The 14,921-nt window shown below is 40.6% G+C and carries 13 protein-coding genes; 5 read left to right on the top strand and 8 right to left on the bottom strand.

Going from position 1 to position 14,921, the window contains the following annotated elements; all coding sequences use genetic code 11:
* Positions 1–246: 246 nt before the first annotated feature.
* The 8 genes from DYB02_RS02400 to DYB02_RS02365 form a co-directional block, all read right to left on the bottom strand.
* Positions 247–918: a glycosyltransferase family 2 protein gene (locus tag DYB02_RS02400; protein ID WP_029803649.1), complete on the bottom strand. Its 672-nt coding sequence runs from the start codon at positions 916–918 to the stop codon at positions 247–249.
* On the bottom strand, positions 900–1,982 hold the full coding sequence (locus DYB02_RS02395; protein ID WP_029803648.1) for an N-acetylneuraminate synthase family protein: 1,083 nt from the start codon (positions 1,980–1,982) through the stop codon (positions 900–902). The genes DYB02_RS02400 and DYB02_RS02395 overlap by 19 nt, the downstream gene beginning before the upstream one ends.
* On the bottom strand, positions 1,966–2,844 hold the full coding sequence (locus DYB02_RS02390; RefSeq protein ID WP_029803646.1) for a dTDP-4-dehydrorhamnose reductase family protein: 879 nt from the start codon (positions 2,842–2,844) through the stop codon (positions 1,966–1,968). The genes DYB02_RS02395 and DYB02_RS02390 overlap by 17 nt, the downstream gene beginning before the upstream one ends.
* Positions 2,837–3,526 carry a pseudaminic acid cytidylyltransferase gene (pseF, locus tag DYB02_RS02385; protein WP_029803644.1) on the bottom strand — a complete coding sequence of 230 codons (690 nt, stop codon included), beginning with the start codon at positions 3,524–3,526 and terminating at the stop codon, positions 2,837–2,839. The genes DYB02_RS02390 and pseF overlap by 8 nt, the downstream gene beginning before the upstream one ends.
* Positions 3,527–3,533: 7 nt before the next feature.
* Positions 3,534–4,550, bottom strand: coding sequence for a UDP-N-acetylglucosamine 4,6-dehydratase (inverting) (gene pseB / locus DYB02_RS02380; RefSeq protein WP_029846550.1), 1,017 nt, complete (start codon positions 4,548–4,550; stop codon positions 3,534–3,536).
* A gap of 110 nt (positions 4,551–4,660) precedes the next feature.
* Positions 4,661–5,653, bottom strand: coding sequence for a Wzz/FepE/Etk N-terminal domain-containing protein (locus DYB02_RS02375; protein ID WP_029803642.1), 993 nt, complete (start codon positions 5,651–5,653; stop codon positions 4,661–4,663).
* Positions 5,654–5,917: 264 nt separating this feature from the next.
* On the bottom strand, positions 5,918–8,590 hold the full coding sequence (locus tag DYB02_RS02370) for an SLBB domain-containing protein (protein ID WP_029803641.1): 2,673 nt from the start codon (positions 8,588–8,590) through the stop codon (positions 5,918–5,920).
* 66 nt (positions 8,591–8,656) lie between these two features.
* Positions 8,657–9,172 (bottom strand): porin family protein, encoded by a 516-nt coding sequence (locus DYB02_RS02365; RefSeq protein WP_029803640.1) that lies wholly within the window; start codon positions 9,170–9,172, stop codon positions 8,657–8,659.
* 632 nt (positions 9,173–9,804) lie between these two features.
* Between DYB02_RS02365 and DYB02_RS02360 the strand changes: the two genes are divergently transcribed.
* The 5 genes from DYB02_RS02360 to rfaD all read left to right on the top strand — a co-directional run bounded on the left by DYB02_RS02360 (position 9,805) and on the right by rfaD (position 14,816).
* A complete protein-coding gene (locus tag DYB02_RS02360; RefSeq protein WP_005496860.1) occupies positions 9,805–10,029 on the top strand; it encodes a hypothetical protein in 225 nt (74 codons plus the stop codon).
* A 69-nt stretch (positions 10,030–10,098) separates the two neighbouring features.
* Positions 10,099–10,773, top strand: coding sequence for a YjbF family lipoprotein (locus DYB02_RS02355; RefSeq protein WP_029804587.1), 675 nt, complete (start codon positions 10,099–10,101; stop codon positions 10,771–10,773).
* A complete protein-coding gene (locus DYB02_RS02350; RefSeq protein ID WP_029804588.1) occupies positions 10,770–11,531 on the top strand; it encodes a capsule biosynthesis GfcC family protein in 762 nt (253 codons plus the stop codon). Before DYB02_RS02355 ends, DYB02_RS02350 begins: the two co-directional genes overlap by 4 nt.
* A 2-nt stretch (positions 11,532–11,533) precedes the next feature.
* Positions 11,534–13,732 carry a YjbH domain-containing protein gene (locus DYB02_RS02345; RefSeq protein WP_029804590.1) on the top strand — a complete coding sequence of 733 codons (2,199 nt, stop codon included), beginning with the start codon at positions 11,534–11,536 and terminating at the stop codon, positions 13,730–13,732.
* Between the two features lie 142 nt (positions 13,733–13,874).
* Positions 13,875–14,816 (top strand): ADP-glyceromanno-heptose 6-epimerase, encoded by a 942-nt coding sequence (rfaD, locus tag DYB02_RS02340; RefSeq protein ID WP_015296139.1) that lies wholly within the window; start codon positions 13,875–13,877, stop codon positions 14,814–14,816.
* Positions 14,817–14,921 lie beyond the last annotated feature (105 nt).

Below are 14,921 nucleotides of genomic sequence, written 5' to 3'. Positions count from 1 at the left end.
CAACGCTAAAAAAGCAATAATGCTTTCATTTCCAGAATATGATAAAAAAAGTAAGAAAAGAAACCTAACCCCAGCAGTTATTAATCTAATAATTGATCCCAATATAATTTTCTCTCGTTATTAACTTTACCATGATATCTAGTTTATATTAACATATTTGTAGAACATTAAACATAAACACCAAACAACCTCTACCCAATAAATAATTAGAAATATGTTTGGTGTTAAACTATTTTTTCAATATAATTATAATATTATATGTTTAATCGATCTTATTAAACTTTTAATCAACCTAAACTCGACTTTCATTCCATTGCCGAATCTAGCTGCATCTTCTCTATCTCTGATCTCTATTTCAACTTGATTGTATTTCACTCCATTCTTAATTAGATTCACCATAAGTTCTGTACCTATGGAATCATAACTATCGAAATAACCAATCTTTCGGTAATCGTTGAGTGAATATAATTTGAGACCACAAAGAGGATCCTTGACACCAAGTAAGAAGCTGTGTACTCGACTAAATAACCATTCTCCAAAACGAGCAGCTTTTTCTCGCTTACCAATAATCATCGCGGTACTATCTGACTCAAGAAGCTCAATAAAGGCCCTAACTGAGCGAGGATGGTGTTGACCATCAGCATCCATAGTTAGTGCATATTTGAATTCAGCTAAACTTGAAACATAATTTAGTCCTTTTTCTATTGCTCCAGCATAGCCATGGTTGACATCTAGATCTAACACTAGAGCCCCTGCTGTAAGAGCTTCAGATCTAGTTTCATCAATAGAGCAATCATTTACGACAATCACACGAAAGTTATAACCAGCAAGCTCATCATTAAGCTCACTGATTACCTTTTTTATAGTCTTAGCTTCATTATATGCAGGAATAACAATTGCTACTTGAGCTGATTCCACTTTAAATACTCGCCTTTATCGATAGAACTTACTAGTTTTTTACCTAAAACCTCATCGAAGTGATACGGCTCTATTCCGTCTTTAGGGCATGGTCTTAAGCATTCAAGATCACTCTCTTGGATGATGTGTCCTGTCGGTAAAGATTCTTTTACCCTAATTGATCGGCGTTGTACTACAACAGTTTCTACTTCATTATCCTCAACTCTCTTAACTCCATCACCCAGTGCAAGATAGAGCTCTTCTGAGCGGTCAACCATTTCTCTCCAACTTTGAGGGTTCATTGCAAATTTATGATCTGGACCTTCATTCAAGTTATTGTCTGTAAAGTGTTTTTCAATAACATTTGCACCAAGTGCAATCGCCCCCAACACAGTAGCATGACCAGGAGTATGATCACTAAGACCTAAAATTGCGTCAGGGTACATTGCTCGTAACGTCTTAATTACATTGAGATTAATATGTTTAAAATTATCTAATGACGCCGTATAATTTGTATTGCATTGCATTAATACAATGTCACTACTTGATTGTAACGCCGTACTTACTGCAGCATCCACTTCATCCAAAGTTGATGCACCACACGCTAACAATAACGGTTTATTCTTCTCTCCCATCTTTTGTATGATTTGCGGCCATGTAATATCACCTGAACCGACTTTGTAAGCTGGTACATATTGATCTACATAATCAACTAAATCTAAAGAGTAAGGGCTAGTGAAGAATTCAACTCCAGCATCTTTACATGTTTCCACCAATGTTTCAGTCCACCCTAAGTTGATTGACGCATCTTTGTAAACTTCAAAAACAGATTTTTTCCAAGTTGACTGGTGGCTTTGTTGAGAACCCAGTTGTTCGAACCCATTACGACTAACTATAGTTTCAGCTTTAAAATGTTGAAACTTAGCTGCGTGAGCGCCTGATTCAGCAGCAAGATAGATCAGTTCTTTCGCCTTTTCTAACGAGCCATTATGGTTTGCCCCGATATCTGCAATAAAATATGGTTTCCCTTCTCTACTGATTATGTCATTACCGATTTTAATTGTTCTATTAAACTTTCTCTTCATTGTAATCTCCTGCTACGGTCTTAATTTCATTAATTAAATTTGGCAAATCATAACCATAAGTTGATTCAAATAGCTCTACATCCATTCTCATGTCTTTAGGTCGAATAACCTTAATATTACTATCTTTAATGGATACACTTTCGTAAGAAATATTATGAATTCCACATTGTTCTAAAAATTGCAGTACAAAATTTTCTTTGCTCATTCCGTTTTTTGAACCAAGGTTATATATTCCTGATTTCCAATGCAAAATAACATGAGCAATTACTTTACATAAAGAATCTATCGAAAGAGGAGAAAAGTATACATCATTGAATAACGTTATATCCTTTCCACTTAGAGTCGATTCATACATTACATCTGTAATGCTCTTACGACCTTGGGTTATGCTTTTTCCGAAAAAGTTTGTTCTAAGTATAACCGAATCATTGTCTTTAAACTCTTTCTCTCCCATTAACTTCGTTAACCCATAGACATTCTGTGGATAGGTATCCGATTCTTTTGAGCAATAGCCGTCATAGAAGTGATCTGTTGACAAGTGAATTATTTTTTTATTTCTTTGACTACAATAATCTGATAGTACTTGATTAACTTTAACGTGAATCTCATATGCTAGAGCTACATTTTCTTCACAAGAATCAACGTTAGTTAAGGCAACTAAGTTAATAATTAAATCTGGTCTTAATTCATCTAGTTTTGTAATTAATTCACTATGGTTAACCACATCAATATTATAATCAGATTCTGGACTACTTTTAGAGTAACTCGTTACATTGAATCCATTACCTCTTAAATAAGAGACTAACGGTTTACCTAAAAGTCCTGCGCCTCCTAGGACAGCTATATTTTTGATATTAGACATTATAAGTCAGCCTATACTTTATCTCTGCCAAATTCCAATCTTCTTCAGTGTCAATATCTTGAGCTTGTGCTGAGGTTAAAATGATTGGAATTGATTCTTTAAGAATTAATTTTTTTTCCATTCTTGCAGAGTTCAAATTAAATAAATAAAATTGTCCTGCATCATGATAGTGCTTTTCTAAATCTTGACTACGACTATTATAGAACTCCGGATTGGTCGAACGCAGATTACCTGATTCATCAACACACAAGGCTCTTTGTATAGGATGGCTATATTCTAAAACTGATACAGCTCCAGATTTACCTTCAGCTTTAGCTAATCTTATAGCTTCATCAATCATTTTAGTTGTTACAAAGACAGACGTTGGGTATATACAGCATATGTATTCATACCGTTCTATATCTATCAAGCTAGAACAAACTTCTTCAATCACATCGTAAGTTGTTGCAAAGTCGTTAGAATTTTTCTCACTCCTTAAAAAAGGAACTTCAGCACCATAACGTATCGCTACTTCACTTATCTCTTTAGAATCTGTAGATACTATCAACTTAGAACAATAAGCCGAAGATAAGGCAGATTTGATAGGGTAAGAAATAATTTCTTTACCTAAAAACTGTCTTATATTCTTCTTCGGAATTCTTTTACTTCCGCCACGGGCCGGTATTATAAATAATATATCCATATCTTATTTAATTCACATCAAAAGATGAGTCAACATGTTCTTTAATTAACTCTCTCAGCTTATCAACACTTTCCCATTGAGTGTTTGTCCCTGAGTTATATTTGAAGCCGAAAGGTACTTTATCTGCCTTATGGTGTTTCATATACTCTTCTTCTGAGTAGGTAAACGATACTGAAGGTAGAATTGCATAATATTTTCCAAGATCAATCGTATTTAAAGAATCTGTATCGGTGATCATTTCTTCATGTAATTTTTCACCTGGGCGAATACCAACAACTTTGGTTTCGCAATTAGGCGCAACAGCTTCAGCAATATCCAAAATCTTATATGAAGGAATTTTTGGGACAAAGATCTCTCCGCCCAAATGGTTCTCTAGTGCATACATAACCATATTCACGCCATCTTGCAATGAGATGTTAAAGCGTGTCATTTCTTCATGAGTAATTGGTAAAACGCCCTCTTCGCGCTTCTTCAAAAAGAATGGGATAACAGAGCCACGAGAACCCATTACATTACCGTAGCGAACAACACTAAAACGAATATCTTTCGAACCTTTAATGTTGTTTGCTGCCGTGAAAAGTTTATCCGATGCAAGTTTGGTAGCGCCATACAAGTTAATTGGTGCACAAGCCTTATCTGTTGATAAGGCAACGACATCTTTTACCCCGCACTGCAACGCAGCATGAATAACGTTCTCCGCACCGTTAACATTTGTGCGAATACATTCAGTCGGATTATATTCAGCAGTATCAACTTGTTTAATTGCAGCAGCATGGATAATAACATCAACACCTTCACAAGCTTGAATCATTCGCTGCTGGTCACGGACATCTCCGATAAAAAATCGAAGCTGTGGGTATTCTTTTTGAGGATACTGTTGTTTTATTTCAAACTGCTTCAATTCATCACGAGAATATATGATGATTTTCTTAACATCCTTGTAACGCCCTAAGATCGTTTTGATAAATTGCTTACCAAATGAACCAGTACCACCTGTTATTAATACACTTTTATTATTCAACATAGATATTTTCAACTTTATTTTATCTTTATAAAATCAATCTCATGAATGATTATTACATGAGATACATAATGTTTGTTTTTATACGAAATATTATATCAATCTAATTAAATTTAATTGTTACTATTGATGTTAATATTTTTTTCTTTTCTAAAACCATATATAACTAAAATAATCCCTATACCAACGACAAAGCCGAAAACTGTTCCCAGAATACATATTAAAGCTCGTTTGGGACTATCTTTTAACTCAGGTACAACAGCAGGATCCACTACCTTAAATATAAATTCTTCCTGTGCTTCAGCTAGCATCAGGCTTTTCGTTTGTTCCTCTATGAGCTTATAGAAAGTACTTTTCATATCTGCCACTGCCGTCTTCTCTAGCTGAGCATTTAGATAATTCAGGTTTTGTGAAGCCTCTGATATAGCTCTCTGCCTCATAACTTTATTGATATCTTCAATAAGCCAATTGACCCATTGTTGTGCCATATAAGGCGAATAGTACTTTACAGAAACAGTATATAAGCCACTTTCCTTATTTTTGCTCACATTCAAGATTTCTTTATTGAATAACTCAAAAGCCTCCTGCGCCGAAGGTCTTGCACCTCTGAGCCCCTCGGGAGCTCTTAACCAACTATCTGTTTTAGAGTTATACAAACCGTCATTCAAAATCAATTTATTGTTAGTTAGATCCCACGCTTTCACTGCCATTAAAGGTACAAGTAAATCGTGCTTATCGACAAATTCTTCAACAAATTGACGCGATTGCATTACTTGAACGGCTAATTCAGTCTGAGAAAACTCTGATCCTCCCAAATTAACTCCAGCTAAAGCAGCTAAACCACCAAGCTGTCCAGCCATTTGGGATAAACTTCCCCCCTTAGAGCTCTCTGCAGGAGCAAGCAATGCATCAGCTTTGTAAATATTTGGAAGGCTCAATGCGTAGATTACTGAACCAATGGCAAATATGGTAGTTGATATAAAAATAATCCACTTTCCTTTCCATATTGCTTTCATTAACTCAAGAAGATCGATTTCATCATTAGTTTGATTAGATTGAAGAGGATATGACAAGTAATCAGTATTCTGTTCTTTTTTAAGTTCCATTGGTCTTTAATCCTAAGCTCTAAGGTTCTTTATATTGGACTCAGAGATTGGTGAAATTTGGCAGATTGTTCTCCGACTTTCAAAACACAACCGCGCTGTGACAAGATTCCTAGTCTCGCTTCGGCTCGCTGGAATGACGGGATACCGAACTAGATTATTAATATTAAAAAAGCCGAGCTTATGTAACTCCAATCATTATATAAGCTCTTGCTAAAGTTAAATTTCTAATCCTGTTTAAGCTGATTGGAATGACATTGTCGTTCCTTACTTCAACGCGTTGATCGCTACACCAGTTTGGTAAAGGATCTGTGTTGCAGCCGTCCAGGTGCTTAGTGCATCACGGTAGTCAGTATCAATTGGTACAACAATCGTATCGCCAGCTTTTAGCTCTTCATGGTTATTACCGAACCAATATCCTGACGTAGGTTTGTAAACCGAGCCGTCTGCGCGTACAACGAAGATACGATCTTCATCTGCTTGTTTTTTCGCGCCGCCGGCTTTGTTCAAGTAATCATCCACATCTAGTTTGTTATCCAGTAGATATGTAATTGGAACTTGAACTTCCCCCATGATCGAAACCGTGTTGCGGAAGGTCGGTACAAATAGGAAGTCACCATCTTCTAACATAAAGTCCGCAGAACGCTCGTCTTTAAGGATACGATTAAGCTGTACGACCATACGACCAAGAGCTTTGCTGCGGCTTGCTTCTTCAACAAACTTTAGGGTTTTATCTGGGTCAGAGATCACCGAGCCCATATTACTGTCTGCACGGAAGGTTTTCTTCGCGGTTTCTGCGCGCATATCTGCCGCGTATTGGTTTAGTAGCTTTTGCTCTTGCAGGCGCAAAGCCTCACGAGTAAAGATAGCTCCTTGCGGATGTGCGAATTCGGTTAATCCACCAGCACGCTTCAATAGCTCACCTAAGGTTTCACCCTGACGAACGGTGTAAGTACCAGGGAAGCGAACCTCACCTTGCAATGTTACTGTACTTTGCAATTTGACGTTTGGCTTCTCAAGAATGTTTAGGCGATCGCGACCAACAATAACTGCATCATCAGTGGTACTTCCTTTGATGGCTTGGCGCAAATCAATACGCTCAACATCAATAGAAGCACGCTCATCTTTACTACTAATTACCGTACGTGCTAACTCGGCGTTGATGGTAAATGCGTTATAAGTTAAGCCACCAGCTGCCTCGATTAAGGTAGAAATCGTCATACGTGGGGTAATTGGGTAACGGCCTGGGTGTTTTACCTCACCAAAAACTTCGGCAATTTGCGGAGCCAAACCTAAACGAGATTGCTGTTGAAGTTGCAGCAGCACAGGAGCAAGCAACGTACGGCGCGTATTTTGCTTTAATGCTTCAAAATCGTCTTTAGTGATTTCTTTACCACGGAACACGATCTTTGGTTGCTTTGAATCTTTTTCTATTGGAGTGGCAGAAGACACCGCCACTGATGAGCTCATGACTTCTTGCTCTTTCAATTGCTCTTGCTGTGCTTGAAGTTGAGCTTGCTCTAAGGTTTTCGCTTTGGAAACGGTTTCTTGATCCGCTAACGTATCTAAATCTTCATTATTGAAGCGGTTAAACACCAAGACTCGATCGCGAGAATTCAGCTTCAAGTTATCTTTACTCGTTGGAGAAAGAATCGCATTAGCAAGGTTAACTTGGTAAACCTCAATATCGCGTTGAGGATTAATCTCACGCACAACAACGGCATAGCTTACATCTGCAGTAGAATTAAATGCGGTATCAACGGATTGGAATAAATCTGCAATACGTAGACCGCTCTTCCATTCAATATAGCCCGGATGACGAACATCACCTTCAATTTGTACGTAACGTGTCAGCTCTTCATTTTTCTTAAGCACATTAACCACATCACCATCTTTAACTTTGGTTTGTTGGTCATGTGACTGGCTAAAGTTCAGTGTTAATGCATCGCGAGCACCTTTAGCTGCATAACGCTTCACTTCGATTTGATCGCTATAAGCGTTAGCCGTAAAACCGCCAGCCATTTGAATGGCTTGCTTATAGGTTTCACCTGGTTTGATTTCATAGATTGCAGGACGGTTTACTTCACCATCAATCGAAATCGTGTTACCCAACGCGCCGATGAAGACCACGTCTCCTGGTAACAAGCGGATGTCGTTACGCGCATCACCTTTTAGTAAAAGGTCGTACATATCCAGTTTACGAATTACCTGACCATTGCGCTTAAGTTGCACGTTACGAAGGGCGCCACTCTCGCTAAAGCCACCACTGTAATAAATAGCTTGAGAGATCGTAGTTAGGGCGCTCACCGTGTAAGCGCCAGGCTTGTACGCATCACCCATCACAAACACTTGCATGGTGCGCATTTCGCCCAACGAAATATCACTGCGAACCCCGATCATTTGCTCTTTTACACGCTGATTTAAAGAATCACGCACATCAGAGAATGTCATGCCGGCAACTTGAACAGGACCAAGAGAAGGGAAATTAATGATACCAGCGCGATTAACACGAAGGCGATGCGTCGTGTTCTCTTTACCAAACAGTTGGATAACGATTTCATCACCAGCTCCTACCGTATAGTCAGCCGGAACAGGCACATCACTGATTGGTGCAAACGTCGTAGGTGAACCTGCAAACAAATCTAAACCAAAACGCTTTAGACCTTGCTCGTCTTTTTCGGCGTCGTTTACTTTTGCTTCAGTCGCGCTGCTAGCAACTGGACGTTGTTCAACCACTTGAGGATTTTGGTAACTGCTTGGCTGAGACGAAGCGCCGGATGGAATAGAGATACCATACTTACTCGCCAGTGCTTGTTGCTGGTCAGCAGGTAAGTTCTGAAACATCTGAATTTGTTCTGGGGTTGGAGTCTGCGCATTGGTAAGCGGCGCAAATAGGCTTGCCAGAATGCAAGCACCTATCGAGAAATATCCTTTGAGCATGATAATTCGCTATTTAAAGTCAGGAGTTAAAAATCCTAGCCACAAAACTAGGCGCTAGGTCTTTAATTAAAATCGGTGTTGAAAGCCAAGAGTAAGTGCGTTCAAGCGAACCTGATCTTCAGATGTACTGTCAACAAACTCAAAGACAACCGCATTCTGCTTGTCTAAAGCGTAATGCATACCTAAACCAAAGCTAAAACCTTGATCTTTATTTGAGCCTACATTCTGTTGGTCGATCTGAACGCTCGAATAACCGGCAAGTCCGTAAAGTGCGATACGTTCGGAGACAGGCATGTTCAACTTGATAAACCCACTCGCGAGGCTGTCTACTGCCAGTCCGCTGTCTCGTTGTACAGAGGTTCCGTAACGCGCTTCAAAAGCGAGGTAATCATTGAAAAAGTAACCAGCTTGCGCTTGAAGAAGGAAAGGGTTTCCCTCGGTTACTGAAGAAGAGGAATGATGAAATTCGGCGTTAGAGTAACTGACTAACGCACCAGCATAAAAATCTGCTGAGGCAGAAAATGAGCACAAGCCTAAGCTGATTGCACTCAACGCCTCTAGCCATGGTCGTTTATTAATCACGTAAGTGTTCCTTGGGTGTCGACTGACCGCTGCACATTATGAATGACGCGCGCAGTGAATGCCTGTTAACTTTTGTCAATTTCGTTTGTGCGTTTCCACGCTACCGCCCGGCGGCATTACGCGTTAGCCACTGTTCGCTGATTCCCGATTCATTCGGTTTATTGATATAACTATTCTTTTTAAGCCTCACTTTTGCGACTAGTCGTTCAAAAAAACAGTCTTGATAAACGCTACACAAAAGCTGGCAAATTATGCATGGATTAGCGCAAAACGGCAAGAGGGAGGGACTTAGAAGAGTTCTGTTTATGGTTAGCAAATTCTCACAGATGAGAACCCCATTGGCTGTCAGCGACTTAAAACAAGACATACAAAGAGTCGCGTTGAATAAAAATCGTGAACGTTTGCGTGAACTCTGAGGTGACTTCAGCTTAAGTAGTAGAATACGCATTTTTATTAAATACGATAATCACACTTAAGCAACCCTCTATTCTTCCACGATCTTTCTTTAAGGCTAGGTAAATTCGCATAGGAAACTATTTACATGCTGATTGTTTTTTAACTAGAATGAGAGGTGGTATGTTATAAACAGACCAAACATCGATGTTTTAAAATCTGAAATACAAGGATTAATAATGAAGAACACAGCTCTAGCTATTCTTATGGCTCTAAGCGCATCAACTGCATTTGCAGCGACTGAAGCAGGTACTACTGGTACTGCAGCAGCATCTGCAACTGGCACAACTGCAGTAGCAGTAGGTGCAGCAGCAGCAGTAACTGTAGTAGCAGTTGCAGCGTCAGACAGCGATTCTACTTCTACTTCTACTTCAGGCTCAGGTTCAGGTTCTAATCCACAATAACCTAGTTGAGTCCTAAGTAAAATCATCGCCCTGAGTACTCAGGGCGATTTTATTTGTTATGAGGGAATGATGAACACCTTTCTATCGCAAAAATGGATGCGCTTATTTATTGCCCTACCTTTAATGAGTTCAATCTTTGGCTGTACACAAAAATTTAATGACGTATCAGCGACAGTCCAAGAAGCTTATGGCAACTACATCGATGTCGAGCTAACGCCAGAAGAAGTTGAAGCGGTTCCTTATGCCAGTGCTTACTTAAAAATTGGTGACCAAAAACAGGTCTTCGTAGTGTTGGCCTTTGCTGAGCAAAACCCATTAACTGGCAATACCCAATTAAAGTGGGTAAGTGCGGACAAGGCAATGGTGGTAACAGAAAACGGTCATATCGTTAAAACTATTGGCTTGCAAACCACCAATCTAGCAGGCATTTATGGCAACGTTCCTGCCTACTCAGCGCCCTCTGCACAATATTCTCTTTCTTACGATTGGGCTGACAAATACCGCTATGGGTTCCCAGCTAAAGTCCAACGTTCTCGTCAAGGTAAAGAAACCGTCATAACCCCTATTTCATCTACCTCTACTGATGTTTATACAGAGGTTGTAACGTTTACCAGCTTAGAAAAAAGTGTAGAGAACCAATACTGGGTAAACGGTAAAGGAGAAGTTGTAAAAACACGTCAACATTTAGGCCCCAATATGGTGCCTGTTGAATTGACGATTTTGAAAGGGTACAGCAAATCATGAATAAGCGACTGCTATCTTTATTAAGCCTAAGTTTAACGGCAACGATTCTGGCGACATCTACTACTGTTCAAGCTCAAAATCACCCCTCTTCACCGCTTAATGTTGAACTTGTCGGAACGGGCAAAGCATTGCAGTTCCAACAAGCGGCACGTTTAGAGAGCGTACTTCAGCATGCACAAGAACAACAAATCGCCCTGCAATACCCTTTAGCTGTGACTCTATTTGATAATTCCGAAACAGCAGTGCAAGAAAGTACTGCCTTAAAGAATTCGGTGCTGAACCAAATGATTCAACATAATTTAGTTGCGCACCCATTTTACAAGTTTATCCAACAAAGCCAGTTTGCACCTCGCGTGCTGTCAGACATTGATGTTGATCGCATCCGTCTGGATAAATTTGATAACCCTCTTTTACAAGGTCAACTTGCGTTAAGTGCACCAAAACGTGAAGAAAAAGTATTGTATGTGGGTAACTTGGAAAAAGTCTACGCAGTAGAAAACCAAGCGGGTATCGCTCTGCATGAACAGGTCGATAATCTACGTTCAGGTGACATTGGTGAGCTCGCCTATCCGCCAATTCTAATTTACCCGGATGGCAAGGTCGTTCATCCTCACCATGGCAGTTGGTTAACCACTCAATATTACTTGCCGCCACTTACCATTGTGTACATTCCATTTGATAAGTTCGAAACATCACTAATGGATAAAGACATTGTCGCTTTGCTTGCACAACGTAAACCAACCTCATCGAAGAACTAAACATGAACCTGATCAGAACCAGTTTATCCCTTTCTTTAATGGGTCCAGCGTTGGTGTTGGCTCAAGATATTCCTTTCGAAGTGCCGCCATTGCAACCATCACAAATGGACTTTGGTGGTGTCGGCTTAATGCAGATGCCCACAGGTCGTATGGCACCTGAAGGCGAGTTTAATTTTGCTGTTACCGGCAGCGATGAGTACCTTTTTTACAATGTCACACTGCAAGTCATGCCCTGGTTAGAAACGACCATCCGCTATACCATGGTGAATGATCTTTTTTATAGTGATGACCCAAGCTTCTCCGGTGATACCAAATACACCGACAAAGGTATCGATTTTAAAGTTCGACTTTTGCAAGAGTCAGAGTACTTACCAGAGTTGTCTGTTGGTGTTCGCGACTTTGCTGGTACCGGTCTTTTTGATGGTGAGTTTGTTGCTGCGACAAAACGTTACTCTAACCCAAACCTTGGTACCTTTGATTTCACTTTAGGTATGGGCTGGGGCTACTTAGGTACGCGCGACAACTTCAGCAACCCAGCTTGTAAGCTGTCCGATAGTTTCTGTGAACGCCCTTCAGACTTTAAAGGTAATGGCGGTAGTGTGGATTTTGAACGTTGGTTCAAAGGTCCTGCTGCACTCTTTGGTGGTGTCGAGTATCAAACTTTGCACGCACCACTGCGATTTAAGCTTGAATACGACAGCAACAATTACAGCGAAGATTTCCCTGTGGTACGTGGTGGTGTAGACATGACGCCTCATACACCTTGGAACTTTGGTGTTCTGTATCGTTTAGGACATATGGCAGATTTACGCTTGAGCTATGAGCGCGGTGATACGTTAGTTGCAGGCGTAAGCCTTTACACAAACTTCAATGATATGCCATCTTTCTGGCGTGACACACCAACGCCAGAAGTTGAAGACAAGCAACCAGAGCAACTGTCTGATGTAGATTGGGAACGTGTTACTGAGGAGCTAGATAAGATTGCTGGCTACCAAAATACCCAACTCTATGTTGAAGACAATACCGTTTCGGTTGTCGGCGAGCAGAAAAAGTATCGTGATCGCAATGAAGCTCATGAAAAAGCAGCGGCAGTCCTTTACAACGAAATGCCAGACAACATTGATACCTTTACGATCAATGAACGCAGTCGTGGTTTGATCGGCGATCAAACGGTTATCTCCAAAGAGAAATACCGTGACTTTGCAGAAGTTAACTACATCAATCCAAATATCGAAGATGCAACATCAACCTCAAGCGATAAACCACAAGGTAAACTTGCTTACGACGGTTTTGAGCGCTTTGATTGGGGCTTCTCACCAAAACTAGCTCAAACCTTAGGCAACCCAGAAGAGTTCTATCTGTTCAGTGTTGGTTTAAGTGGCAGCGCCTCTTACTGGCTGACAGATAACCTAGAAATTGGTGGATCACTATACTGGGATTGGTACAACAACTACGACAAGTTTAACTACGTCACCCCACCGGACGGCACTTCGATTCCTCGTGTACGTACCATGTTCCGCGCTTATCAAAATGAACACGCGGTAACCATGTCCAACCTACAGTTAACTTGGTTCCAAGAGTACTCAGATACCATGGACCAGCAGTTCTACGCTGGTTATCTAGAAAGTATGTTCGCGGGTGTGGGTACCGAATTCTTGTACCGACCGAAAGGCGCAAACTGGGCAATCGGTGCAGATGTTAACTTGATCTCTCAACGTGACCCGCAAAGCTACTTCGGTGTATACGATGAGAAATGGCAATACGTTCCAGAATATGGGCGTCCGTTCCAAGTTGTAGATAAGGGCTTTACTGGTTTTGTGTCGGGTTATTACTACCCTCAATGGGATTTTCTACAAGATTTGATGATTCAAGTTGATGTTGGTCAGTTCCTAGCGGGAGATATCGGTACACAAGTGAATGTGTCTAAACAGTTCAAGAGTGGTGTCATTGCTGGTGCATTTGCATCAATCAGTGACTTGTCTGCTGACGAATTTGGTGAAGGTAGCTTTACTAAAGGCTTCTACATTTCGATTCCATTCGACATTATGACGGTGAAACCAAGCAACAACCGCGCATTCTTTAGCTGGCAGCCACTGACTCGTGATGGCGGTCAGAAGCTAGGTCGCAAGTACAGCTTGATTGAACTTACTGATGAACGTAACCCTTGGTACCAAAGACCAAACGCGTCAAACGCTGAATAACAACACTATTAAAGGGAGCTTCGGCTCCCTTTTGTTTGTTCTTACCTCCCTGCACTCTATACCTTTCTTTTCCTTCCAATAGCGCTAATTTCTGTTTCTTGCTAGAATTCCTGAGAAAATTTTAATCTATGGTGGAAGTTCTATGATCATCGTAACTGGTGGCGCTGGCATGATCGGCAGCAACATTGTTAAAGCACTAAACGAAGCTGGTATTAACGATATCTTGGTTGTCGACAACCTAAAAAATGGCAAAAAGTTTAAGAACTTAGTTGATCTGGACATCACAGATTACATGGATCGTGACGACTTTCTGACCCAAATTATGGCGGGCGATGATTTTGGTCCGATTGAGGCAATTTTCCACGAAGGCGCTTGCTCTGCAACGACAGAGTGGGATGGTAAATACATGATGCTAAACAATTACGAGTACTCTAAAGAGCTGCTTCATTACTGTTTAGATCGTGAAATTCCATTCCTATACGCCTCTTCCGCAGCCACTTACGGCGATACAGATACTTTCGTTGAAGAACGCGAATACGAAGGCGCACTAAATGTATACGGTTACTCGAAACAGCAGTTTGATAACTACGTTCGTCGTCTATGGCAAGACGCTGAAGAACATGGTGAAACCCTTTCTCAAATCACCGGCTTCCGTTACTTCAACGTATATGGCCCACGTGAAGATCACAAAGGCAGCATGGCATCTGTTGCGTTCCATCTGAACAACCAACTAAACGCAGGTGAAAATCCAAAACTGTTTGCAGGTAGCGAGTCTTTTAAGCGTGATTTCGTTTACGTTGGTGATGTATGTAAAGTAAACTTGTGGTTCCTTGAAAATGGTGTTTCTGGCATCTTCAACTGTGGTACTGGTCGTGCAGAATCTTTTGAAGAAGTAGCAAAAGCGGTCATTACCCATCATGGAAAAGGCGAGATTGAAACTATTCCTTTCCCAGAACATCTAAAAGGTGCCTATCAAGAGTTCACGCAAGCAGACCTTACCAAGCTACGCGCTGCCGGTTGCGATGTTGAGTTCAAGACGGTTGCAGAAGGCGTTGCCGAATACTTAACTATCCAAAACAGTTAAGCATCATTTAGGTGGTAGCATCACTTGTTGCCACCTTTACTCCATTCCAATAGCCTGTATCATCTCTACTATCTTATTTTTATCACCTTGCTCTCATACGAGTAA

It is taken from the genome of Vibrio parahaemolyticus (genome assembly GCF_900460535.1).
In the GTDB taxonomy this organism is placed as follows: domain Bacteria; phylum Pseudomonadota; class Gammaproteobacteria; order Enterobacterales; family Vibrionaceae; genus Vibrio; species Vibrio parahaemolyticus.
This window is presented reverse-complemented; position numbering and strand designations above follow the sequence as displayed.